Here is a 23,717-nt window from a genome sequence, read left to right as displayed (position 1 = left end):
TGGCAGAGAATTCCGTCCGGAATTTCAAGTTCAATTGGCGTCAAGGATACTATCGCGGCACGGAGAGCTAATCGGAAAACTTACTCACGCGCTGCCTACTTTGAAGTGCCTTTCACAGCGGTAACGGCTCAACCTCGATGCGCCTTGCGCCGAGCTTCAGCGCAAGGCGCGAGCTTGTTTAGCAATGACGCTACCGGCTGATCAACGCTTGGCGTTCTCACTCTCCGAGTCGGCCCGCGCCAGGAACTGCTCGGTTGTCGCTGGAATATGGCTTTTCAACCAGTCCGCCATTGCGACTTCCTCACGCAGGTTCTCTTCGCAGACCTGGGCGACCTCTGCTTCACCCAGAGATTTGGCAGCGGCGATAAGGATTGTGTAGGAGGCGATTTCCATGTGCTCGAACGTGTAGCTTGCAAGCGATCCTTTCATCACTTCGTCACCGGCGAAGACCCCGCTGAGCGACTGCGCCATCGCCGTCAGCTTGCCGCCGGCATCCTTCAGTGTGGAAGATCCTTGTCCGATGCGGTCGAGACAGGTTTCCAGCCGAGCAGCCTGCTGCCTGGTCTCCTGGACGTGCTGGCGAATCCGTTCGCTGAGCTCAGGATAGTTCTCAATTCGGTTCAACTGCCCATTCAACATGGTCTCGGCCTGCTCTTCCATGGCGTGAGCATCCCTGAGCCATTGGACAAGCCATTCGCGCGATTCTGACATTTCATATCTCCTTCATGGGTCGGCCAGAACTTTCAAAGGGAGATATTGTTCCTCATCGGTTGACTGCGGCCTCGGCCTGTATCGCGAGCCTTTTGCTGGTCGGCGCTGGATTCAGGCTCCTGGACCTCGGGCGATGGGCATTGCCGCGGCGCTGGAAACGCATTCTGCAGAATGACCGAAGCTGCTGCCGTCACCGCGTTCGGCGATGGGTATCTCTACGAGTTTCGTGTTGGCTCGTATTCTGCTGCCACGCTGCCATGTGTCAGGCTAAGCTCTGTCTTGCCCGAGCTGGCTGGCATTTGCCGTTTGTCTTGCGAAACAGCCCGTTGGCTCAGCGAGGCCCCGGGTTCACCAGCGGAGTTCTTGTTTTCACGAACGAATTGCAATGGAACGTCACGGCGTTTCGCAGGTTGGTAATGGAATTTCGCAGCCAGGGAAACGAGCCATGACTTCTTCAGACAATTCTTCAGTTGGCATATCACCCCGTCCCGAAAAATCGGGTGGCAGGAGCCCGCCAAAGCAGGCGACACCTTCACCGGCCGCAGAGAAAACCTCTGGAGCAGGTCCTGCGATGGCCGAGCATTCGAAAGACGCCAAGGCGCCCAAAGGCGGTCGTCAGCCTGGGGCTTATGTCAAGGATTAGACGGCCGAGCTGCGTTGAGTTTCGGCTGGCCGCCATAGTCGAAGCACGAGGAGGTTCTTATGCAGATGATGGAAATTGTCGTCAGCCGAGACCAGGCTCCGGTCGTGGAATTCCGCGGGGAGGGCGGCGAGTGGATTACAGTCACCCTGCAGGCCGGGCATAGTCTTCCCGACGACGAACTCATCGCAAAGGCCAAGGCTATGATGATTCAAGTCGCTCAGTTCGGGATGGACCAGACCAACAGTGCAGCGATGTCTGACCGGTTGTCGGCTGATGAGGTGATACAATCCGGAATGTCGGGATAGAATAGCGGGAAGGCGAACAACGACCGCCGGGGCAGCCTTGCGCAACGGAGCGGGCAATAGTTCCATGCAGACCGATCGAAGATGGGAGCATGCGGATCGACGAGCGCTCGGTGGGCGCAAACTGGCATCCGGCGGCCTTGCTCCGATACGCAGATGGGGATGGCTGGAGCCATTATCGCGATCATCAGCCAAGCCCACCATGAGCATATCCCCTTGCTGATTGGGAAAGTGACGACATTGCGGAACTTCGGATCGCCGCCGCGCTTAATCCGGCGGAGGAGTTATCCGATGAACGCGACCAAAGTGTTTTTTGAAACCTGGCTGCAGGAGAATGTCGGCACTCTTGCTGGCAAAGAGGAAGTGAGCTTCGCCGTGCTTGTCCAGCAATTCGAGCAGGATGCCGAAGCGGCCGGTTATGGTCGCGAGGTGCGTGAGGACGAGCTCGGTAACATTGAAGATGCGATCGAACAAGCGCTAAAGAACGCCCGAACTAGGGTGCATGGTGACGCCGATGGCGAACCCACCGATGTGGCAGCCCTCATGGATGCGCTGGAGGTCGAAGATGCCAAAAGCGGGCCGTAGGCCTTACCAGATTAGCTCTATTCGTTTGTCGAAGTTGCCGGGGTAGCCCTATGGAGCAGTTTCGCAAGGACATGGCCGCCTTGGCAGAGCCGGCTTTCTGGGTGACGATTGGTTTGCTTCTGGTCCCGTATGCGCTTGGAACGGTGCTGCTCGTTTGGACCTGCGGCTGCCTGTAGTTTGCTACTGACACACCCGTAGCGGTTCAATGGCTCTAACGCCCGAATTCCCTACAATACCGAGCTGATGCGCTTGCGGGGGCCCTGTGCTGCAGCAAAGTCTGAACGATCTCGTCGCGAGAAAAGTTCTCGTCGACACTAGGCTCCTTTGCTCCCGGTAACAATATCGCGTTGACAGCTTTTTGCGAGAGGGGGGAAGGCCGCCGTTCAGTTCAGGCGCCGACGCTATCTGCGCTCTCATAGTTCCAGCTACGGCCCCCAACACCATGCTCCGATCACGCGCCTGAGCATCCGCGCGTGTCCCTACATCGAAAATAGCCCTGCAGCTTGCGAGCTGCCTTGGAACACTTGTGTCATAGGAGAACCAAGATGGCCATCGCACAAGCCGCCAACGACAACCACCAGCCGGGCGAGAAACCGGAACATGCAACCGAAATCTCACTCAAAGCGGCGATAGACCAGTTTAGGGCGGGACGCAGGTGCAAAATGGCACCACGGGCAACGAGAATCGGGGCGAGGCACTGAGATGCCGCGGATCAATGATGACGGTCGCAACGAGAATACCACATCGGCTGCAGCACTCATTGTCGACAAGGAACGTGCTGAGCGCGCCGCCAAGACGGCGCGGTTGAAGGAGCCTCGCCTCGCACAAGCCATCACGCCCGGTCCCAGCCAACGCAAGCCGCGTGTCACCAAAAGGTTCGCAGGATTTTTGTTGCTGGCTAGGAGGTGTCCGTGACTCGCAATCACGACAAGGAAAGATACGACCGCGCCAAACGTATCAGCCAAGAGATGCTGGACGCTGAACGAGCCGAACGCGCCGAGAAGACGGCGCGGCTGAGACAAGCAAGGCTTGCACAGCATCTGGTGGAGTCGTCGCCGGCGCAACCGCAAATTCATCGCAAATCCATTCAGGCTCTCAAAAAGAGAAGCCGTAAAGCGGCGCGGCGTTTAAATTCGACCGAGAACGTCTATCAATACCAATGGCGAGCAATCGCGGGGACTTTGCATCTCCGCACCTCGCCATTAAAGCTGCGAGCGAAGCCTGCTCGCAAAGTAGTCGGTGACCTTTTCGCTTAGCGGACGAGCTTGCCATTCTTCCACACTGACCTGCCTTGATCGTTTCAAGTCCTCGTTGAAAACGTCTATTTGCGTCCGCGCGAATTCCATGCCGTAGACATTCAGAGTGGCCTCATCGTTGAGGCGCAAGGAACGCTCATCCAAATTAGCCGAGCCAAAGCTCACCCAGACATCGTCGACGATCAAAAGCTTCGGATGGTACATTGTGGGTTGAAACTCAAAGATGCGCACACCGGCCTTGAGCAATTCGCCCCAGAAGTAACGTGAACCCTTTCGCACTATAGGCACGTCCGTCAGCCAATTGGGAACGATGACATCGACCGAGACGCCTCGCCTCCTTGCATCAAGAATCTGCTGCAGGGCTATGTCGTCCGGTACGAAGTAGGCCATGCCGATGCGCAGATGATCCTTGGCCGCGGCTATTGCCGCCAACATCATCAACTCCATGTTCTCCGAGCCGTTTGGCTGCGAAGAAAGTATTAGCTGGGCATCGAGCCCACCAGCGGGCGCAACTGCAGGGTAGAACTTCGCGCCCTGCAATGTCTCGCCGGTCGTCTCAAGCCAGTTTTCGGCGAACGCCGCTTGGAATGCGGCCACGGCGGGTCCTTCGATCCGGTAATGCGTGTCGCGCCATTCATTTGAGTTGCGTGCGTTCCCGCGCCAATCATCGGCAATGCCGACCCCGCCAGTGAAAGCGACCCGGCCATCGACGATCAGCAGCTTGCGATGAGTTCGGTTGTTTACACGGTCCAACGTATACCAGCGTAGCGGCCGATAGCGTTCGAACCTCACACCGGCCGTGGTCATGATGTGGATCAAGTCCTCGTCGAAGGGAAGGCTGCCAACCCCGTCGACGTTCACGCGGACTTCGACGCCTTCGCTGGCCTTGGTCGCCAATGCGATCGCGAACTCGTAGCCGATGGCTCCTGACCAATAAATATATGTCTCCATGTCGACGCTGGATCGAGCCGCCCCGATTGCTTGCAGCATTGACGGAAATATTTCGTCCCCGTTGATGAGAGTTTGGACCGCATTGGAACCGAACATCTGCCCTTGCGAATAGCTGCTCATCGTCTTGGAAAATTGGGGATCCGTAGCGTCAAACCGGTGGGGAACGATTGATCGTAAAACGCGCGGCTCTGGAGTGAGATTTATGATCAACACCGTGAGCAGGCTGGCGATAGCGGCAATGGCCAGATAGATGAGCACCTTTCGCCAGAACTCAATGCCGGGGGTCTTCTTGCGGGCGCCTGACGCAACGGAACCGAAAGGCTGCACGTCAATCGCCCCGCTGCTGGCGATGGCGATGTTTCTCGATCTCCTCGGGCTCTTCATCGTCGATCCGCGTGATGTTTGAAGCCGCGTGATCTGACCGCAGAATCTCGTCAAGCTTGGCGTGGATCGCTTGAGTGTCGCGGTGCTCCGCGCGCTGGATGAACAGCGTCATCGCCCAAGTAAACAATGTAGCGGCTCCATGCCAATCCAAGCTCTGTCGCTCGAAAATCATCCAAAGGATTGCATAGGCCAGCAACACCAGGAACGCTGCAGGACGGGAAGTCAATGTGCCGATTGAGGTAAGGGCGCTCGTGACCGGATGATTTGCCATTCCAAAGAACTCGGGGCAGTGCCCCTGGTTCCCGCGGTGCATTATATCGCCCCGCCATGAATCAACAAAAGGTACAGTTGAGCAGCGCGCGCTTTCCAGGTGTCCTGCGTCGGCCTCCACATGCCGTCCGGCATCGAGAACGGTCTCGATTTGGATAGTCTCGCCAAGCGTTCGGTTCAGCAAAAGCTCATATCGGCGACGAGGCGATTTGGACAGCCGCTTCGGCACCTGCGGTTGCGCTTGGTAAATTCTCTGCACGTTGTGCCCCATCATCGCGCCGTGAAGAGTTATAGTCGCTGGAGTATAGCGCTTCGCCGTCTACACCTTGCGCGAAGGTTAAGCGATGAATGGGCCGTGGAGCATCTTCACGCATGAACAACGGCCGAGTGCATCATAGTTTAATGACAGCTGGTGGGCTGTCCCGCATAAAGCCGTGGTCAGCGGCTGTGTAACGGGTTTCGCTGCTTGGGAGCGACTGTCCCACTCTCGCCCATTTGGAGGAGCCTGATGCTTAACCGACCCATCCGCGTGAACACAGAAGCTCTCTACCCCAGTGACCTGAACATCCTTCGCGCGGCATTTGACGCGCTGTGCCAGGAATTTGCTATTTTGCCTGACACGGCGGCGGCCTATGCCGTCGCAAGAGAGTTGATCAGGCTGTTCCAAACAGGAATGACGGAAGCGGCCACGCTGATGATTGCCGTGCGCGCACGTTGGCGGGACGATTGGGAGATGGGACGCAGCAACGCTGCCTGACGTTGGATGGTCATGCGAACACCACCCGCTGCATCCTTTTCGACACCGCCGCGTTGACCGTCAAACCTGCCAGAAATGGCCGATCCGCTGGCACACCGACTGGAGCAACCGATGCCGAAATTTCGCTTCGAGTTTATCGAAGGCATGTCGCAGCCTGCAATCTTCGCCGATATGGCTGATCGAGATGAGGCTGTCAGGGAGGCGAAGCGCGCTGCCAAAGAGGCCATGCTCGACGGAATTGTCGACGGCGTGGACCCGACCAGTTGGGTGACGAAGGTTTACGATGAGGCAGGCTATCTCGTCGCCACTGTCGGATTCCAGGATCTGGTCGCTGCGCCCAAGGATACGGAAGAGTTCAAGGAAACAGAGGAGCCTGGCGTCTTGCGGTCGGGTTGAAGCCTGGTGTCTCTACGCTGTCGCCATCGAGCCGGATGTCCCGAACACCGCCCTTGGAACATCGTACGAACCAAATCGTTCGCCGGTGATGCGCCGAACCATGCACGATAGCCACGTCAGTCGACCGGCCGCCGAGACCGAAGATGTCCTGATCGTCGGAGGCGGGCCGGCAGGACTCACCGCCGCTCAATATCTGGCCCGTTTTCGCCATCGCGTGCTGGTGATCGATGCCGGCGATCCTCGCGCCGCCTTGATCCCAACGAGCCATAACTGTCCTGGCTTTCCCGAAGGGATAAGTGGAGCCGATATTCTGGATCGCCTTCGACGTCACGCCACCTTGTATGGAGCCACTCTGGTTGGAGGGCAGGTCTATTCCCTCGCCCCTGCCTATGGGGGGTTCGTCACTGAGACCTCGATTGGCGCAATCCGGACACGCAAGGTGTTTTTGGCGACAGGGATCACCGACACGACACCCGTCATTCCGCGTCTACGCGAGGCAATTGCCGCAGGTGTCATTCGACTCTGCCCGGTATGCGATGGGTATGAGGCGATCGACCAGAAGATTGCGGTCGTCGGGCACGACGTGAGAGCCTTGAAAGAGGCCATTTTTCTCAGTCGGTTTACACCGCTCATAACGATGCTTGGGAGCGACGCATCCGACTTTTCGATCAGCACTCGTCGTGCGGCGAGCGCCAGAGGCATAGTCGTCGGTGACGCTCTCGACACGCTCTGTCCGGCAGCAGACGGCTGCGAGGCGATTTTGAAAGATGGGACGTCATACCGCTTCGATGCCATTTATCTGGCACTGGGATGCAAGGTTCGTTCTCAACTCGCCGAGGCCGTTGGCGCAAGATGTTGTAAAGACGGCTATGTCACAGTCGACGAGCATCAGCAGAGTTCCATCCACGGCATGTACGCCATCGGTGACGTTGTCAAAGCGTTGAACCAGATAGCCGTCGCTTTTGGACAGGCTGCCATTGCCGCGTCGCATGCCCATATAGAGCTGGAGAGCGCCGAGCGGGCTGGATTTGCAGATCAGCCTTCTCAATGAACATGAGACCACGCGGCTGATCGGGATGTCGGCCGCTTGACGGCGCGTCGAAACGTCTCGAGCCCGGCCGACAAGAAGTTGCCGCGCCCTGCAATCGCAGCAGATGATCCCGCCAACAGTTACAGCCGCGGAACATTCACTGCGGCACGAGGTTTTGGCTGCAGGCCTACAATCCTCCCTCAGTGTCTGGGCCTTGAGGCTGCCGAAGCAGCTTCGGCCCGTCTCGGCTTTGTCCGGGGCGGGCTTTCCATCTAAGAAAACACGTGGAACATTCTTTCTCGTCCAGCGTTAGCGCGCGCCGGACGACCTGTTCTGCGATTCTTGCTGGCCGGCATCAGAGGTTGCAACCATAGCTTCAGCCCGCTCGGCCCCTCTCGAGACGGGCGGCGCGCGGAGTTGAGATGCGATGCATAGAGACGCCTTCACGCCATCAGAAGTTGCCCTACTCAGTCGCGTCTTCGCACGCAGCAAAATCAAAAACGAAACCGCAACCGAGAGGGAACGCCGCGCATCACGTATTCTGGCCTACTACCAAGCGGGGATCACGGATGAGGATGAGCTAGAACAGCTTTCTCGCCAACCGCTGGGAAGGTGACGATTAGTCTTCCTTCTTCAGAGCTTCCGCCTCATCTTTGAGCTTCGGCCAATCGGCGCCGTGCTTGCGAAGCAGCGTTCGGGCCTGCTTGGGATCAATGTCCGTGAGCTCGACCAGATGTTCGACCTCAAGTTCCTGGCCTTTCGCTACCCGGCTTGCTTCGTTCGCTTTTCGTTGCACTTCGACACCCACTGCTGAGACAACATGAACGAGCGCCGAAAGTGCGCGTTCCAGAACTTCATCAAAAAATGCGCGACACCGATTAAATCGCTCGGGTTGGGCCAAGTAGGGGACGGGCCATGGCCTTCTGCTGTGCCTTGCCGATTTCTTCCCTGTGGGGAACCGAAGCTTGCCTGTCGGTCGCAAATGGCGGCGGCATCTTCGTGCGACTGTGCGATCACGCGGCGTTCGGGTTTCCTCGCCGTTCATGCCATTCGATGTGCCGTCGCTCGGCAGCTTTCTGACGCGGCAAGTCCGGTGCGCACTTCACCTCATCAACTTGATCTGAAGCGAGATGCTCAGCCTCAGAATCCTGTCGCCGTTTTCGTTCCGCACTTCAACAAACACCTGCTGCCCGTCCACCTCAGCGAGTGCATCTCTCGTAAGGTCGATAAGGCCCTCGAAGCCCACGCGGCGCACCTCCTCCAAGCCGGCACATTCGATGCCGATTTGGTCCTTGATGACCACATCGTGTTCGCCACTATCAAAGAAAAACCGTGCCATCCGAGAGCTTCCGTCACCACTAAACTGCAGGGTTCCTTTGGTGCAGGTAAGTCGTGTCGAAATCACCTGCATGAGTGAGGCCAAGCCAATCCAGAACATGCACTCTTGATCCTGTGGTGGCGATGAGGCCTCTACGTCGAAGTTCCTGAAGCATTCGGTTGACGTGGACTGTGGACAAGCCCAATGCATCGCCAAGGGCTGCCTGGGTAATGGGAAGATCCGCGACGTGATCCTGGATGCGTCCAACCGAGCGCAAGCGAAAAATCAGTTCGCACAATATGTGAGCCATGCGCGTGTATGCCTCACGTCTTCCCACATTAGTGACCCATTCCCTGTAAATCGCTGCATCGATCAGGGTCGACCGCCAAAAAGCCGTCGCGATTCGAGGATGCTGTTCGCAAATGGCGCGAAGAGCGTCATGCCGTATGAAGCCCATTCTGGCCGGCGTGAGGGTCGAAAAGTTACAATCCATGACCGACAGATGCAGGCCGTGCAGATCCGGAATGTCACCAGCCACAAAGAAGGATGTGATCTGCCGTTTCCCGTCGCCGGTATGTTTGGTGGAACCGAGCAGGCCATCCAAAACGACAAACGAACTGACAGGACGGTCCCCCTCACGCACCAAGTCATAGTTGGCCAAAAAATCCTTCTCCTGGATCGGGATGCTCTTCAAAACGTCGATGTCGGTCTGTCGAACATCCGAGATGCTCAGGAGTTTGCGGATAAGTACATCCGAGGATGAGGTGGGAGACAAATTGGCTACCTAGCTTATGTTATTTATCGAACTTGCAATCGCGCTGAAAGTTCCGTGACATTACAGAGCGGCGGCGGAGAACGGGCCCGGTTCGGCGGGTGATTGGACCGCCGCACAATCGAACCCGCAGTTATGCCGCCCATAGGGGAGCCTGCGGAGCCACGCATTAACCTATGACATGGGCTGTGTTCGAAATTGTCGCTGAGATAACCATTGGCGCCAATTCGGCAAGGCTTTGACGTCCGCAACGGAACATATGCCCCAACTGGCGCTACGAGGTTGTTCCGCCGAGACAATCTGCAAGCACCTTGGAGCGGCAATACAGCTCCTGGCGCTCCGCTAAGCTCCGCTATTTGAAACAGTGGCTGGCTCACGCACGAACTTCATCCGCGGCGGCACGGCGAATGCCGTGAACCGCTCAGCCAGTCTGTCGAGGGCTTGGCGCATGCCAACTCCCGCAGCTGGCGCTCCGTGTCCGCTGATCACCATCTGCGGCTTCAGCGCAGCCAGTTGTTTCACGGATTTTTCCGCCGCATCCCAATCCGGTGTGAAGTAGCGCGGTGGACCATGCATCTCCAAGTCCTGAACGGCGACTTCATAGACCGACTCCTGACCCGTGGTGATGAAGGCGTCCCCAGCGATCAGCGAGCGGTCTTCTTCGCGCCAGAGAGAGACATGCCCCGGCGCATGCCCGGGCGTGTGCAGCCAGCGCCATCCGGGCATGCCGGGGACCGATCCGTCGGCCGGCAAGAGTTGCAGGCGATCTCCGAGATCGATTGGGCCACGAGGAAAGAGTGGCGAAAGCAGCGCTATCAGGCCGCCCCCCACCCAAGGATCAGGCGGTGGATAGGACCCGGTTCCGTCCAAATAGGGACGCTCGAGCGGGTGCGCGAAAACGGGCGCATCCCATGTGCCGGCCAGATCCACAACCGCTCCCACATGGTCGAAATGGCCATGGGTCAAGATGATCGCGGCGGGCCGCGCGCCGGCTCCAAAGCGCTTTTCCGCGACCGCCAGGATGCTGCTTCGCGACGTCGGCAAACCCGTATCGATCAGGACCCAGTTTCGATCTCCGCTGCCGGGAGCGCCGAAGAACACGACATTCACGATTGTCAGCCGCAAATAGGCCAAATCCGGCGCGATGCTCCAGACGCCGTCGCCACGATTCTCGCGCCTGGCATGGTCGATGTCGGAAAGTCGAATCTGAACGGTCATGCTGTTCCCTGCCTCCGTTGTAACCGCTGGACAATCGATGACGGCTCGGTCCCGAACTTGCCTCGGCGCACCTTGTTCCCTGGCTCCTGTCTGCTCCACCGGCTCGGTGGGCTCGATCGGGGAACAAAGGCTCGACCATCCGGGTTTGGCCCTGAGTAATACACTGGACGATGGTGCAGCATGGCAAATGAGAAGGGGTTGCCGCATGAGCGAAGCAGCACAAAGCGATAGCGATGGCTTGACTTCGATTGCGGGCACGTCGGCGTTCGCCAGTTTTTTCATGGCTGGCTTTGAGTGCTCGTCGCACCGGCGCAAGGACGGCGTTCGCCTCGATCTTATCCGCGCGACGTCGCATTATTTGCATGCCCTGGGCGACTACCGCGGTTGCGCCGAACTCGGTCTTCGTACCGTCCGCGACGGGTTGCGCTGGCACCTCATCGAAACCGCTCCTGGGACTTATGACTGGTCGAGTTGGACGCCGATGGTCGAAGCAGCGCAATCGGCAGGTGTCCAGGTCATCTGGGACATCTTCCACTACGGATCTCCAGACCACGTTGATCAGGGGTCGACGCATTTCATCGATGCCTATGCCTCGTTCGCCGCGGAAGCTGTGAGGGTTCATCGTACAATCGCCGGTACAGCGCCTCTGTTGTGTCCGATCAACGAAATTTCGTTTTTCGCCTGGGCTGTTGAGGTTGGCTATTTCCCGCGCGTCGGCCCGAAAAAGCGGGGATGGTTCAAGCGGCACCTCGTGAAAGCTGCAATAGCTGGCGTTCGCGCGATGCGGGAGGTCGATCCCGCTTGCAGATTTGTCTGGGCCGAGCCGCTTATCCACATTGCTCCTCGGGACCGAACGCGGACCGAGCGGCGCCGGGCCGAAAATGCCCGTCTCGGACAGTTCGAAGCTTACGACATGCTGCTGGGCCGGGCAGAACCTGAGCTGGGTGGGAGCGAAGAAGTTGTCGATGTCGTTGGCCTGAATTTCTACCCACACAATCAGTGGTACCTAAACGGGCCGACGATTCCGATGGGGCATCACGAGTACCGTGCCCTATCGGAGATGCTGATCGAGGTCGCACGTCGATACGGCAAGCCGATATTCATCGCCGAGACCGGCTCCGAAGGATCGGGCGGGGCGGCTTGGCTCCATTATGTCTGCGACGAGGTGCGTGCCGCAATCGGTCTCGAAGCGCCGATCGAAGGTATTTGTCTATACCCGATAACGGCCTATCCGGGCTGGGACAATTCGCGGCATGCGGAAGTGGGATTGTTTTCGGTCGTCCAGGCGGACGGCAACCGACACGTCCGCAAGCCCATCGCGGATGAATTGGCCCGCCAGCAAACTTTGTTCGCGGCGAACCTGACGCGATAAATACATGAGCGGCACGAGGGACTGTTGCGAGCGCTGTTGGCGCCGCGCCGATGCTCCCGGGTCCAGGTGGTGGAGCTACAGCGCGCCCTCGGCCAACGACGCATTCCCCACGCCCGCCCATTCCGGGACGCTCTTTTGGATGCGGGCGAAAGTAGCCAGAGCCTGCCCGACCACCTGATCCATGTTGTAGTAGCGGTAGGTTGCCAGGCGGCCGACAAACCACACGTCGGGACAGGTTGCGCCGAGCGCTTCATAGCGCTTGTAGAGTTCTTCGTTTTCGGCCCGCGGCACCGGATAGTACGGGTCCCCGATATCGGTGGGATACTCGTAGGTCAGGCTGGTCCGCGCGTTCTGCTGGCCGGTCAGATGTTTGTACTCGGTGATGCGGGTGTAATCTTCCGTCTGGGGGTAGTTGACGACGGCAACCGGCTGAAACTGCTCTTGGTCGAGGGTGACGTGCTCGAAACGGAGCGAGCGATAAGGAAGACGCCCGAGCTGCCAGCCGAAGTATTCGTCGATCGGGCCGGTATAGATCAGGCGGTTGAATGGTATCTCGTCACGAATTTCGCGGAAGTCGGTCTGCAACATGACCTTGATGTTCGGATGGTCGAGCATGCGTTCGAACATTCTCGTGTACCCGCCGGCCGGCATCTTCTGGAAGCTGTCGCTAAAATAGCGGTCATCACGGTTGGTTCTGGTCGGCACTCGTGCCGTCACTGATTTGCTCAGTTGGCTAGGATCGACGCCCCATTGCTTCCTGGTGTAGCCACGGAAGAATTTCTCATAGAGTTCGCGTCCCACTGTGCTGACGACGACGTCCTCGGCCGTTCGTACGTTCTCTACGGTTTCGCGCCGCGACGCGAAGAACTCCTCCAATTGTGCGGAATTCAGATCAAGACCATAAAGCCGATTCACCGTGTCGAGATTGATCGGGATGGGAAGCAGTTTCTCATCCACGGCCGCCAGCACCCTATGCTCGTATGTGCGCCATTCCGTGAACTGCGAGAGGTAGTCCACGATCGACTGGCTGTTGGTGTGAAAAATATGTGGCCCATAACGATGGATGAGGATGCCGGCTTCATTATAGCAATCATAGGCGTTGCCGCCGACATGGCTGCGGCGGTCGACCAGGAGAACACTTTCGTGGCGCTGGGAGGCTATCCTTTCAGCAAGCACGCTGCCGGCAAATCCCGCGCCGACGATCAGCCAATCGAACATGGCTATGCACTCCTGCGGAGAGGGATGACCTTCTTACCTCGATAGGCACGCTCGATGTGAGCGGTCATGCCACTCCATGTCTTTTGCCAAGACATGTCCGCAAGATAGGCGTCGACTTGCGGCAGGAACGTCTCACGAGGTCGCAATAGAATGGAGCGCAGCTTGATTTCCATATCGTCACTGTCGGCGATTTCCACCAGTCCAGCAGCGCCGTAGCTGCGCACAACGTCAACGATTGCCGTCGAGATCACCGGGAGACCGGCCGCTAGGAACTCTGGCGTCTTGGTCGGACTGATGAAGCGGGTCGCTTCGTTGAGTGCAAACGGCATCCAACCGGCATCCCAATGGCGCATATAGTGGGGCAGGTCGCAGTAGGCCTTTGCGCCCAACCAATGCAGGTTTTCGGCTCTGGGCAGGGTTGCGGGGTCGATCTTGACGACCGGGCCAAGCATCACGAAATGCACGTCCGACATAGTCTCCGCCGCCTGCGCTACGAGCTCGACGTCCAGCCGCTCGTCGATAACTCCGAAATATCCGACCCTCGGATGAGGAATGCCGGCCTGGTCGGTTGGCTCCTTTCCTGGGCGTCTCGCAGTGTGAAAGTGCTTCACATCGATGCTGCTAGGAAAAGGGAAGATCGCGTGATGCAGGTGACGCTTGGTCTCGAACAGGCTTAGGCCTCCGGTGAAAACGAGATCGGCGCGGCGCAGCAGGGCCTTTTCCATCTGCCCCAGCTCGGGCGGCGCATTCTTGAATGCGGAGAGTTCGTCCATGCAGTCATAGATGCATATGTCTGGGTCGAGGTGCTCGGTGAAGCGCAGAGCCATCGGTGTGTAGTACCAAGCGATCAACCGGCTGTGCGGCATTGAAGCTATGATCTGCTGGACAAATCTCCGCTGGACGGCATCTGCTTTCGCGGCCGACATGCCGAGCGGAAGCACTGGCGTCACAATTAGAATGCTTGGCGCTGCCTCGCTCGTCCGCATCAGCGGCTGTGGCAGGTCTTCGAAAACAGGCTCTTCGAAGTAGACCACTCTCTGCTGCATGGAGGCGAGACTGAGGATATGTTGCGGGCGTTGATGAACGAAATTCCACCGCAAATGGGAGAAGCAAACCAGTAGATTTTCCCTGCCAGCGCGGTTACTGGCGACTGCCCCACCCAAGGCTGCTTCCATTGAAGATTTCCTTCCTTTAGTCTGTCGTTTATGTTCCGACTAACATTTGTTAGTCGCGGACGGGAGAGAACTAAACTTCGTTCCCGTCTCCTAACTTTCAACGAGGTGAGTTGTTCCAAGGTGAAATGGAGCGCCTTCAGTCGCCGCTCGATAGACGAAAACGAGATCCGCTCGCTGAGTCGAGAACGGCTATCGTGTGTCGGCGGGCTTTGAGGCGCGGGGCGACTGGGGAATGCTGGTGGAGAACGGCATTGCCGTATTTGCGTTGAACTTGTCGGCTATAAAATGTGCAGAACATCACGTTGATTCGCCTGCACGACTGGCGATTCGGTTTTGGCAGGGCAAGATTCCGGGGCTGATATGAAGATCGACTTTGCGACCAATGTTTTTCCGCTGTTTCATCCGCAAAGCGTCGATGATCTCAAAGACCCGTGCCCTGTCTTCGATGGCAGTCTGTGGCACGTCTTCGGCTCAGGTGGCACGGTGACCACCGAGACGTGGAGGATCCTTCATGCCACGGCGCCCGACCTCTATGGACCGTGGACCGAGCATCCGCCGATCGAACTTCCTATCAACGGGAGTGGTGTTGCGGCGCCCGGTGTTATCCACGAGAGCGGCGTCTTTCATATGTTCATCCAGACCGAGTTCATGAAGTCTGGCGGCCGGTGCGAGCACGCGGTTTCCAATGACGGATTCCAGTGGGTGGTTCTCAGCCCGGCGATCCTTGCCATCCCGGACACCGAGGAGGACGGCATTTACGATCCGCATCCCGCAGTCATTGGCGGCAAGCGCTATCTCGTCTATTCAGCCATGCCAAAATTCACCAGGGTGCCGCAACCCGACATCTACCTCGCACGGAGCCAATCCGACTCGTGGTTCGGTCCCTGGAAGCGGATCGGCAAGATCCTCGACCATAATGATGTCCCTCACCATAATACGAGAGAGGATCCCGACTATGAATGGGGCATAGAAGGCGCACAGCTGGTCGAGTTGCCGGACGGTCGGGTGCTTCTCAATGCCACTTGTTTTCTGCCGAATGGACTTCGGGGGAATCGGCAACGCGTGTTCTTCGCTATCGCTGATGACGTTGCTGGACCTTACGTATCGATCGGCCCGGTGCTGGAGCCAGGCCAGCCGGGAGAGAACGGCCACTCGACGGTGATGATCGAAGGCAGCCAACTATCGTTGTTTTACCAAAGCCGGGTCGCCACGACCGATCATCGGTGGCGCTACGGCCTGGCCAGATGCGACGTCGCCCTGTTTTCCAAGGTCGCATGATCCCCGGTGCCAATGGGCACCCACGGCGTAGACCGACTGGACGGCTCGCATTGCGCAATGAGCTTCCGTAGCTCGAGACGTTCCGTCGGGAAGCCTGCCGGAATTAAACGTTTCTCCTACGGAACAATGCGTCCGAGCTGAGGTTCGGCTGACTTCAAACCAGGAGTCAGCCATGTATTACACCGACAAGAAATTGCAGTACCCGGTTCGTGTGGAAACGCCGAATCCAGTCTTTGCCCGCGCGTTGCAGCAGGCCATAGGTGGAGTAGAAGGCGAGATCCGCGTCGCCTTGCAGTATTTCTTCCAGGCATGGGGATGCCGCGGACCGGCCAAATACCGCGACCTGTTGTTAAACACGGCGACCGAGGAACTCGGCCATATCGAAATGCTGGCGACTGCGGTCGCCCTCAATCTAGAGGGTGCACCACTTTCGCTGCAGGAGGACATCTCGTCGGACACGGTCGGCGGCTCGGTCCTCAACGGGATGAACTTCCGCCATATCTTGTCGACCGGCCTGGCCGCGCTGCCTGAAAACGCCAACGGCGTTCCCTTCAATGCTTCGCATGTCTATGCCAGCGGCAATCTTGCCGCCGATATGGTCGCAAACGTCACCGCGGAAGGAAGCGGCCGCGTGCTTGCGACCCGCCTGTACAACATGACCAACGACCCTGGCATGAAGGACATGCTGTCCTTCCTCATTGCGCGCGACACCATGCATCAACAGCAGTGGCTCGCGGCGATCGAAGACATGGGCGGATTGAACGCGTCTCTGCCGGTCCCCAACTCCTTTCCGCAGGAGAAGGAGCATCAGGACGTATCCTATGCCTTCATCAATTGCTTCGTCGAAGGTGTCGAACCAGCGCGGGGACGTTGGAGCGAAGGACCGTCGATAGACGGAAGGGGCGAGTTCTCCCTTGTTGCCGCTGCGCCAATGGGCGAGGAGCCCATGCTTTCGCCGCCAAGGCCAAGTTCAGGCGCCCAGAGCGAGCAGATGATCGACAGGCAGGCAGCCGAATAGGCTGTCATAGCAATACCGAAGGCAGCCGGCACTGGCTGTCTCCCCCTTGGAGCTTCTCGCTGACTCGGCCGCACCCGGTTATATCGGCCAATTGACGCTGTGTACGAGCGACAGCGCAGCTCATTGGTGATTGGTGTGTGCCTGACGAGCTCTCCATTTTCAGCCTAGCTATAAATGCTTCACCTAATGGAACATCGGAGGTTCCACGAAGTTGGGAAGCCACGGAGGACGTGCACATGAACAGTGTCATCTATCTTATCGGCCTTGTCGTTGTCGTGCTCGCGGTCCTCTCCTTCCTCGGTCTTCACTAGGTGGCCCATGCAGCGTGAGAACGATCAGGGCGGACAGCCCACCGATTTTGACAAGGCGAAAAGCGACGTTTCCGACAGGCTTCGCCTGGAACAAGAACGTGCCAGCGAGTTGCTCCACGACGCGCGTGACACGGTGACCCGTAAGGCTGGCGACTATGCATCTGAAGCCAGGGATGTCATTTCCGACAAGGCGGAGGAAGCTCAGCGCGACATCGGATCGAGTCTGGCGGCGCTGGGCGGCGCACTGCGCGCGGCCAGTGACCATCTGGCCAACAACGATGAAAGGAACGCATCGAAGTTCGCATTGGATGCCGCCGGTGGCTTGGAGCGGCTTTCATCGTCATTGAAACAGAAGCCGTTCGGCCAGGTCCTGGAGGACGTGCAGTCCTTTGGCCGGCAAAATCCCGGTGTCTTGCTTGCCGGATCGGTATTGGCCGGATTGGCTCTCGGGCGGTTCATCAAGGCTTCTCCGCCGGCGGGTCCTGAAGCAGCTCAGGGAGCGTCGGGAGACATCACGTCCAGCCAGGCCGCCGATTGGTCCGCCGACAGTTCCCAGAATTTCGACCTTCTCGGCGAGGATCCGGCCACTCAGAATGCGGAGCAAGACAGATGAGCACACAGGACAATACCAGCCTTGCCGGGCTGGTGACGGACCTGGCCCAGAACGTCACCACGCTTGTGCAAACCGAAGCCAGGCTGTTTCGGGCAGAGCTCTCTGAAAAGCTTACCAAAGCCGGAGCAGGTGCCGCGGAAGTACTGGGCGGCGCGATCTGCCTGCTCGCCGCGCTATTGGTGTTGCTGCAGGCACTCGTTATCGCACTGACGCGGGCAGGGCTTGGCGCGGGGTGGTCTTCCCTGCTGGTCGGTGTGGTCGTGGCGGTCCTCGGCGTCATCCTGCTGCGGACCGGGATGGCCAGCATGGCGCCTTCGGAACTTACCCCCGACCGGACCCAGGAACAGCTCAAGCGCGATGCGAGCGTGATCAAGGAACAGGTGAGATGAAAGAGAAATCCGCAGCCGAACTTGAACGCGAGGCCGAGGCGGCTCGCGCCCGGGTGATGGAGACCGCCGAATCCATTCGAGGCAAGATGACGCCGGGACAATTGCTGGATGAGTTCACCGGGCTGTTCTCGGGAGGGGAGAGCTCGGCCATGCTCAGCAATCTCAGGACGCAGGTCCGAGACAATCCTTTGCCGGTCACCATGGTGGGCGCGGGTCTGGCTTGGCTGATGTTCGGCAGCGGCACATCAAACACGGCCCACGGTCCCGCTGGTTACCCATTGCCTTCAGCGCCGGCACGACATGATGAAGGTGAGCGCGGCGGCTTCAGCGGCACGCTCTCCGATGCCGCGGAATCGCTCTCATCGAGCGCTACCAGCGTCGGCGATACCATATCGAGCACCGCAAGAGCCGCTGCGGCGGGTCTGACGGGAAGCGCTGCCAATGCAAGCTCGACGACTGGTGACATGGCGAAGGCCAGCCGCTCCGCCCAATATCTGTTGGAGGACCAACCCTTGGCCGTAGCGGCCGTCGGTCTCGCCATCGGTGCCGCTATAGGTGCAATGCTGCCCCATACGGCAACGGAGGATGAGCAACTAGGCGCCTATGGGGACAAGCTTCGCGACACCGCCGAAACCATGCTCGACAGGGGTCTCGATGAGGCCAAGCAGGTCGCCGCTGACGCCTATGAGACCATTAAGCAGGAAGCTGGCCGGCAACATATGGAAGCAGGCACGATGGCCGATCAGCTCGGCGAGATTGTGAAGTCCACAGCAGACAAGACCGAGCGTGCCGTGCGGGAACGGATTTCCGATCCGTCTCAGCGCCAAACCTAGCTTGGTAATCATAGATCAACGATAGTCGGTCTCTTCCAGAAAGGGGTCGGCGTTGTCCGTCGAACGGTGAACCGCTCGAGTCATTTCAGAGCGTAGAGGTAGGCCGCGATATCGCGCGCCTGCTGCTCCGTAATCCGTGTCGATGGCATGGCCGTGTGCGGATTGACTTCCCTTGCCGATCGTATCCAGCGGATCAGGTTCTCTGGATTGTTGGCTAGCCCGCCGCCGATAAAAACACGGTCAGCAAGACTGGCATCCAGGCGAGGGCCGACCTGCCCTTGCGCGCCCGGCACGCCCGCAATCGTATGGCAGCCGGAACAGCCGTTCGCCGTCATGATCGGCAAGGCCCTCGCAGTGTCACCGCCCGTGGCCGCCTCCGCCTCGTGGCGGACGCGTGCGGCCCGATCGGACCACCAGGTCATTCCGGCCACGGCCGCGACGAGCAGCACCAGCGCGGCGCTGACGGCGGCAAGCAGTTTAGACAAGCTCGTACGCATGCGCCGCCTCCCTGCTTCCGCTCGCCTTGATCCACAGCGCGGCCAGCAGCAGCGCTACGCCGCCATAGATCAGTCCAGCTGGAACCCACATGACCAGCCCGGCAAGCTGCTGGTCTTCCAGGGGACTCAAATTCCACAGTGCCGCTCCCTCGGCGTTCTCCGGGTACCAGAGCCGTGGCGAGAGCAACAGGAGAACGCCGAGCAGGCCGGTATGCAGCGAGGTGATGAAGAGGTGCATCACTGCGCTCCCATAGGCATGCTGGCGGCCGGGACGCGGCAAGAGCACCCACCAGAACAGCAGCCCTGTTCCGAAGAAGCTCGCGTGCTGTGCATAGTGCAGCACGCCGCGTTCGAGCGCGGCTTCGAATAACACCGGAATGTGCCAGATCCATATGGCTATGCCGTGGATAATGGTCGCCATGATCGGCCGCGTTGCGAAAGCCCAGACCGCCTTCAGCCAATTGGCGTGCCCGGCAATTCCCAGAATGCGCCGGAATCGGGTGGGTAGGCCCCACATCAAGGCAGCAGCCGGGCAGGCAGAGACCAACAGCGGCGCCGCCACGGCCATCAGAAGTTCATGCTCGATCATATGCGCCGCAAATACCTGCTCGCCGAGCGCATGAATCGGGCTGACCAATGCGGCTGTCAACACGCCCCATCCGGCCGTGAACAGCAGAGCCTGGCGCAGCCGCAAAGTCCTGCCGCGGCCGCTGCGCCGCCAAAGCCGGCTCGCGCCCACGACATAGGCGAGTCCGAGGACGGCAAGCGGCAGCGTAATGGGCAGCGCGAGCGTCCACCCGGCCTCGGGTGCGCCGGCGCCGTAGCAGATGGAAGTAGAGAACAGCGCGTCCAGGTTCATCGCAGGCACTCATCCAGGATCAGCGCCGCGCTGCCTTGCATGAGGATCACAAGCGCAAACAGCAACGCCGACAACATTCCGAGGTTGGCGACGAAGCGCTCTGTGCCGCGCGTACGCTCCGGCTTGAATGCGGCACCGCCTCGCCGCTTCGCCCGCCACGACAGCGCCCCGCCGAGCAGCGACAATAAGACGAGCAGCAGCGCCACGGGAAGCACGACCGGCACCTGGCGATTGCATTGCCAAGGCACCAGCGCATAATTCAGCTGTGTCGAGACCGCCCAGGCCAGCGGACCTGACAGAAGACCACCCCAAGACGTTCCAAACCGCAACGCTCGCATGTCAGCCTAGCCTCGGCGCCCAATAGATGAGCACATAGATCGGGATCCAGGTCAGGACCACGAAATCCCAGTAGAAGACATTGTCGCCGACATCGCCGAAGCGCCGGCCGCTATAGCCGTGGCGCGTGAACATCAGCACCATCAGCACGATGGTGTCGCCGACATCGGTTATGAGGTGCGTGGTGTGCAGGCCAAGCAGCACCCAGAGCATCGATCCATAGGCGTTGGTGTCCCAATAGATGTTGAGGGCGGGGAATTCGAACCAGCGCACGACGAGCGGAGCGATGCCGAGCAGCGACATGACCACCAGGCCTATCCGCACCGGAACAATGGAGCATTGCTTGGCATAGCGGTGCAGGATGTGGTTGGGCACAAGGCTGACGACAAACAAAATCGTGACGATCGTTCCGGGCCAATGGTTCGGCTGCGGTGCGCTGAGCGGCCATGCTGGCCATGACAGCGCAAGGTAGAGATATGCGCCCGCCGCCAGCGCGAAACCGGTGCCTTCGAGCGCCATAAAGCCCAGCGTGCCCCACCAGGTGGGGCTGTGCGGACCATGCCCGAAGGTCGGCAGTCCTGAAAGATCGGCGGCAACTCGATGCTTCATTCCTGGTCCTCCGGATCGCCCTTCGGCCAGAACCAACCGATCAAAGTGATGGCGATCGGCGCGGCGCCCCAGACGATGGCCCAAGGCGTGAAAATCGAATAGAGAAACGTACCACCGACGGCGAGCGCCGCGAAAAGAGGCCAGATCGACGGTGTGGCCGATTTCTCACGAATGTCGGGATGAGCTTCCGCCACGGTGGAGATGAGGAGCTCGCGCGCATCGACGCGGAGCCCGGTCGCTACAGGGAGCGTCTCGCGCTCGGCCCAGAGCGGCTCGATATGGGTGACGATGGGAATGCGTGCGAAATTATAGCTCGGCGGCGGCGAGGATGTTGCCCACTCCAAGGTTCCTGCGTCCCACGGATTGTTGCCGGCCGAGGTGCCTTTCAACGCGCCATGCACAAGGTTGAAGGTGAACAGCACAAAGCTCAGGAAGAAGAGCAGCGCCCCGGCCGAGATGAAAAGGTTGATGTTGCCCCAGCCAAGCTCGGCCGGATAGGTGTAGACCCGTCGTGGCATGCCCCATAGACCGACGAGATGCATCGGGAAAAAGGTCGCATTAAACCCGATGAAGGCCAGCCAGAAATGCCAACGCCCAAGGCGTTCGCTCATCATGCGGCCGCTGATCTTCGGGAACCAGAAATAAGCAGCGCCAAGCAGCGGGAACACCGAGCCGCCGATCAGCACGTAATGGAAATGCGCGACGACGAAATAGGTGTCGTGCACCTGAAGATCCAATGGCACAGAGGCTAGCATGACGCCGGTCAGCCCGCCGATGACGAAGATGAAGAAGAAGCCGAAGACAAACAGCAACGGGGTCCGGATTACCGGTCTGCCATCCCATAATGTTGCCAGCCAGCAGAAGATCTGCACGCCGTTCGGAATGGCGATCATCATGCTGGACGCGGTGAAGAAGCTTGCGCCGAGCTTCGGCAATCCGGTGGCGAACATGTGATGGACCCAGAGCCCGAACGACAGGAGGCCGACAGCGAAGAGTGACAGGACAAGCCCGAGATGGCCGAATGTCGGTCGCCTGGCGAAAGCCGGGATGATCGAAGAGACCATGCCCGTCGCCGGCAGGAAGATGATGTAGACTTCCGGATGGCCGAAGAACCAGAAGAGATGTTGGAACAGCAGGGCATCCCCACCCTCAGCCGGGTTGAAGATATGTGTGCCGACTAGCCGGTCCAGGATCAGGAAGGTCGAGGTGATCATCACCGCCGGCATCGCGAAAACGACGACGAAGGAAGTGACCAGCATCGCCCAGACATAGAGCGGGATCTTGTCCAGCGACATGCCGGGGGCTCGCTGCTTGAACACGGTGACGATGGTCGCCACCGCCACGGCCAATGAAGACACTTCCGTATACGTGATCATCTGCGCCCAGACGTCGGCGCGCTTGCCCGGTGCGAATTCGGGGCCGGACAGCGGCACGTAAGCGAACCAACCGACATCAGGGGCCATGTTGAGGGCGAAGGACACCCAGGCAAAAGCGCCGCCCGAGACGTAGATCCAGTAGCTGAACGCGTTCAGGCGCGGAAACGCGATGTTGCGGGTGCCGACCATCAGCGGTACCAGATAAATGCCAGTCGCCTGCACGATAGGTACGGCGAACAGAAACATCATCGTAACGCCGTGCATCGTGAACAGCTGGTTGTAGAGGTCCGGCCCAATCAGGCCGCGTTGCGGTCCCGAGAGCTGGATACGCATGGCCACAGCGTTGAGGCCGCCAAGACACAGGAAAACAAATGCGGTGATCAAATAGCGTCGTGCGATCACCTTGTGATCGACGCTAGACAGCGCTCCAAAGATACCGGACGGCGTCCGCCAAGTGCGTTCGAGCCAGCGATGCAGACTGGCATCATCCATTCCCGTATCCCGGGGTCCGTCGCCTTCGGGAGCGAGGTCGCCCTTGGAGGCGGTATCCAGTTCCGGGATGTGGCGGTCGCCTGTGATATCGGCGCTGCTCATTTCAGTCCCTCGAGATAAGCCACAATTGCGTTGAGCTCGTCGCCATTGAGATCTGCCACTGGCATGTGGGAACCCGGCTTGATGCCTTGCGGGTCGGCTATCCAGGCGGCGAGATTGCCGCGGCTCATCGTCAGCGTTCCGGCCGCCAATGTTTTCCGGCTGGCGATGTGGGTGAGGTCGGGAGCCACCGTTCCGCCGGCTGGCGTTCCCCCGATCCTGTGGCACATCACGCAGGGGCGTTTGAGGAACAGGTCCGCGCCGGCCTTGGCTTCGCCGCTCGCCGGCGCGCCGGCCGGCTGCAACTGGTCGTTCAGCCAGGCATCGAATTTCGGGCGCGGCTCGGCGATGATGAAGATGCCCATATTGGCGTGCTGCGCACCGCAGAATTCAGCGCATTGACCACGGTAGACGCCCGGCTTGTCCGCCTTGATATCCAGCACGTTCATGTGGCCGGGGATAAGATCGAGTTTGCCGGCCAAGCTTGGGATCCAGAAGGAATGGATCACATCGGTCGAGGTCAATAGCAGCCGCACCGGCTCGCCGGCAGGGATATGGATATCGTTTGACGTCGTCTTCATTCTGAAAAACAGAGCAGCCTGGGCGGGCGGCGTGAGGCGCGGCGGGTTGCGGGGGTGGGGGTGGTTGG

The 23,717-nt window shown here is 59.3% G+C and carries 28 protein-coding genes; 13 read left to right on the top strand and 15 right to left on the bottom strand.

Features of this window, described 5'->3' with window-relative positions:
- Positions 1-201: 201 nt before the first annotated feature.
- Entirely contained in the window at positions 202-711 is a 510-nt protein-coding gene (locus NKH06_RS20130) for a ferritin-like domain-containing protein (RefSeq protein WP_128305833.1), read from the bottom strand.
- A gap of 702 nt (positions 712-1,413) precedes the next feature.
- Here NKH06_RS20130 and NKH06_RS20125 point away from each other — a divergent pair.
- The 4 genes from NKH06_RS20125 (at position 1,414) to NKH06_RS20110 (ending at position 3,497) form a co-directional block, all read left to right on the top strand.
- Positions 1,414-1,659 (top strand): hypothetical protein, encoded by a 246-nt coding sequence (locus NKH06_RS20125; RefSeq protein ID WP_023811904.1) that lies wholly within the window; start codon positions 1,414-1,416, stop codon positions 1,657-1,659.
- A 288-nt stretch (positions 1,660-1,947) separates the two neighbouring features.
- Entirely contained in the window at positions 1,948-2,241 is a 294-nt protein-coding gene (locus NKH06_RS20120) for a hypothetical protein (protein WP_023811905.1), read from the top strand.
- A gap of 50 nt (positions 2,242-2,291) precedes the next feature.
- Positions 2,292-2,417, top strand: a complete 126-nt coding sequence (locus NKH06_RS20115) for a hypothetical protein (protein WP_023811906.1) — start codon at positions 2,292-2,294, stop codon at positions 2,415-2,417.
- 735 nt (positions 2,418-3,152) lie between these two features.
- On the top strand, positions 3,153-3,497 hold the full coding sequence (locus NKH06_RS20110; RefSeq protein WP_352442906.1) for a hypothetical protein: 345 nt from the start codon (positions 3,153-3,155) through the stop codon (positions 3,495-3,497).
- On the opposite strand, the gene NKH06_RS20105 is transcribed toward NKH06_RS20110, so the two are convergent.
- On the bottom strand, positions 3,444-4,832 hold the full coding sequence (locus NKH06_RS20105; protein ID WP_352442905.1) for a phospholipase D-like domain-containing protein: 1,389 nt from the start codon (positions 4,830-4,832) through the stop codon (positions 3,444-3,446). The two genes, NKH06_RS20110 and NKH06_RS20105, sit on opposite strands and share 54 nt — an antisense overlap.
- A complete protein-coding gene (locus tag NKH06_RS20100; RefSeq protein WP_352893752.1) occupies positions 4,777-5,361 on the bottom strand; it encodes a low affinity iron permease family protein in 585 nt (194 codons plus the stop codon). The genes NKH06_RS20105 and NKH06_RS20100 overlap by 56 nt, the downstream gene beginning before the upstream one ends.
- Positions 5,362-5,610: 249 nt before the next feature.
- Between NKH06_RS20100 and NKH06_RS20095 the strand changes: the two genes are divergently transcribed.
- The 3 genes from NKH06_RS20095 (at position 5,611) to NKH06_RS20085 (ending at position 7,306) form a co-directional block, all read left to right on the top strand.
- A complete protein-coding gene (locus NKH06_RS20095) occupies positions 5,611-5,859 on the top strand; it encodes a hypothetical protein (protein ID WP_023811909.1) in 249 nt (82 codons plus the stop codon).
- A 111-nt stretch (positions 5,860-5,970) separates the two neighbouring features.
- The gene (locus NKH06_RS20090; protein ID WP_023811910.1) at positions 5,971-6,255 is read left to right on the top strand and encodes a DUF6894 family protein; all 285 of its coding nucleotides are present in this window, start codon (positions 5,971-5,973) and stop codon (positions 6,253-6,255) included.
- 100 nt (positions 6,256-6,355) lie between these two features.
- Positions 6,356-7,306, top strand: coding sequence for an NAD(P)/FAD-dependent oxidoreductase (locus NKH06_RS20085; protein WP_245273233.1), 951 nt, complete (start codon positions 6,356-6,358; stop codon positions 7,304-7,306).
- 598 nt (positions 7,307-7,904) lie between these two features.
- On the opposite strand, the gene NKH06_RS20080 is transcribed toward NKH06_RS20085, so the two are convergent.
- The 4 genes from NKH06_RS20080 to NKH06_RS20065 all read right to left on the bottom strand — a co-directional run bounded on the left by NKH06_RS20080 (position 7,905) and on the right by NKH06_RS20065 (position 10,593).
- Positions 7,905-8,186, bottom strand: coding sequence for a hypothetical protein (locus NKH06_RS20080; RefSeq protein WP_164893089.1), 282 nt, complete (start codon positions 8,184-8,186; stop codon positions 7,905-7,907).
- 201 nt (positions 8,187-8,387) lie between these two features.
- A complete protein-coding gene (locus NKH06_RS20075) occupies positions 8,388-8,624 on the bottom strand; it encodes a DUF6894 family protein (RefSeq protein WP_023811913.1) in 237 nt (78 codons plus the stop codon).
- Positions 8,625-8,643: 19 nt separating this feature from the next.
- Positions 8,644-9,378: a Crp/Fnr family transcriptional regulator gene (locus tag NKH06_RS20070; RefSeq protein ID WP_023811914.1), complete on the bottom strand. Its 735-nt coding sequence runs from the start codon at positions 9,376-9,378 to the stop codon at positions 8,644-8,646.
- 339 nt (positions 9,379-9,717) lie between these two features.
- Positions 9,718-10,593 carry an MBL fold metallo-hydrolase gene (locus NKH06_RS20065; RefSeq protein WP_352893749.1) on the bottom strand — a complete coding sequence of 292 codons (876 nt, stop codon included), beginning with the start codon at positions 10,591-10,593 and terminating at the stop codon, positions 9,718-9,720.
- Positions 10,594-10,798: 205 nt separating this feature from the next.
- On the opposite strand from NKH06_RS20065, the gene NKH06_RS20060 reads away from it, so the two are divergent.
- The gene (locus NKH06_RS20060) at positions 10,799-11,965 is read left to right on the top strand and encodes a beta-glucosidase (protein ID WP_352893747.1); all 1,167 of its coding nucleotides are present in this window, start codon (positions 10,799-10,801) and stop codon (positions 11,963-11,965) included.
- Between the two features lie 75 nt (positions 11,966-12,040).
- Here NKH06_RS20060 and glf read toward each other — a convergent pair whose 3' ends face one another.
- Positions 12,041-13,183, bottom strand: coding sequence for a UDP-galactopyranose mutase (gene glf, locus NKH06_RS20055; RefSeq protein WP_352893745.1), 1,143 nt, complete (start codon positions 13,181-13,183; stop codon positions 12,041-12,043).
- 2 nt (positions 13,184-13,185) lie between these two features.
- Positions 13,186-14,358, bottom strand: a complete 1,173-nt coding sequence (locus NKH06_RS20050) for a glycosyltransferase family protein (protein ID WP_352893743.1) — start codon at positions 14,356-14,358, stop codon at positions 13,186-13,188.
- Positions 14,359-14,718: 360 nt separating this feature from the next.
- Here NKH06_RS20050 and NKH06_RS20045 point away from each other — a divergent pair, with 360 nt between their 5' ends.
- The 5 genes from NKH06_RS20045 to NKH06_RS20025 all read left to right on the top strand — a co-directional run bounded on the left by NKH06_RS20045 (position 14,719) and on the right by NKH06_RS20025 (position 18,800).
- Positions 14,719-15,636 carry a glycoside hydrolase family protein gene (locus NKH06_RS20045; RefSeq protein ID WP_023811919.1) on the top strand — a complete coding sequence of 306 codons (918 nt, stop codon included), beginning with the start codon at positions 14,719-14,721 and terminating at the stop codon, positions 15,634-15,636.
- Between the two features lie 172 nt (positions 15,637-15,808).
- Complete coding sequence (locus NKH06_RS20040) at positions 15,809-16,654, top strand: manganese catalase family protein (protein WP_352893741.1); 846 nt, start codon at positions 15,809-15,811, stop codon at positions 16,652-16,654.
- 318 nt (positions 16,655-16,972) lie between these two features.
- Complete coding sequence (locus NKH06_RS20035; protein WP_352442895.1) at positions 16,973-17,578, top strand: hypothetical protein; 606 nt, start codon at positions 16,973-16,975, stop codon at positions 17,576-17,578.
- Positions 17,575-17,967 (top strand): phage holin family protein, encoded by a 393-nt coding sequence (locus NKH06_RS20030; protein ID WP_352442894.1) that lies wholly within the window; start codon positions 17,575-17,577, stop codon positions 17,965-17,967. Before NKH06_RS20035 ends, NKH06_RS20030 begins: the two co-directional genes overlap by 4 nt.
- Complete coding sequence (locus NKH06_RS20025) at positions 17,964-18,800, top strand: hypothetical protein (RefSeq protein ID WP_352677666.1); 837 nt, start codon at positions 17,964-17,966, stop codon at positions 18,798-18,800. The genes NKH06_RS20030 and NKH06_RS20025 overlap by 4 nt, the downstream gene beginning before the upstream one ends.
- 80 nt (positions 18,801-18,880) lie before the next feature.
- Here NKH06_RS20025 and NKH06_RS20020 read toward each other — a convergent pair whose 3' ends face one another.
- The 6 genes from NKH06_RS20020 to NKH06_RS19995 form a co-directional block, all read right to left on the bottom strand.
- Entirely contained in the window at positions 18,881-19,297 is a 417-nt protein-coding gene (locus NKH06_RS20020; RefSeq protein WP_352552145.1) for a c-type cytochrome, read from the bottom strand.
- Positions 19,278-20,156 (bottom strand): cytochrome c oxidase assembly protein, encoded by an 879-nt coding sequence (locus tag NKH06_RS20015; RefSeq protein WP_352552143.1) that lies wholly within the window; start codon positions 20,154-20,156, stop codon positions 19,278-19,280. The genes NKH06_RS20020 and NKH06_RS20015 overlap by 20 nt, the downstream gene beginning before the upstream one ends.
- Positions 20,153-20,362, bottom strand: a complete 210-nt coding sequence (locus NKH06_RS20010; protein ID WP_352677669.1) for a hypothetical protein — start codon at positions 20,360-20,362, stop codon at positions 20,153-20,155. Before NKH06_RS20010 ends, NKH06_RS20015 begins: the two co-directional genes overlap by 4 nt.
- A gap of 133 nt (positions 20,363-20,495) precedes the next feature.
- Positions 20,496-21,101 carry a cytochrome c oxidase subunit 3 gene (locus tag NKH06_RS20005; protein ID WP_352552141.1) on the bottom strand — a complete coding sequence of 202 codons (606 nt, stop codon included), beginning with the start codon at positions 21,099-21,101 and terminating at the stop codon, positions 20,496-20,498.
- Positions 21,098-23,071 (bottom strand): cytochrome c oxidase subunit I, encoded by a 1,974-nt coding sequence (gene ctaD, locus NKH06_RS20000; RefSeq protein ID WP_352759842.1) that lies wholly within the window; start codon positions 23,069-23,071, stop codon positions 21,098-21,100. Before ctaD ends, NKH06_RS20005 begins: the two co-directional genes overlap by 4 nt.
- The coding region (locus NKH06_RS19995) for a c-type cytochrome (protein WP_352893737.1) at positions 23,068-23,717 on the bottom strand (650 nt) is incomplete at its 5' end. The genes ctaD and NKH06_RS19995, both read right to left, overlap by 4 nt.

Origin of the sequence: Mesorhizobium sp. M1342 (assembly GCF_040317955.1) — a bacterium.
GTDB lineage: Bacteria > Pseudomonadota > Alphaproteobacteria > Rhizobiales > Rhizobiaceae > Mesorhizobium.
This window is presented reverse-complemented; position numbering and strand designations above follow the sequence as displayed.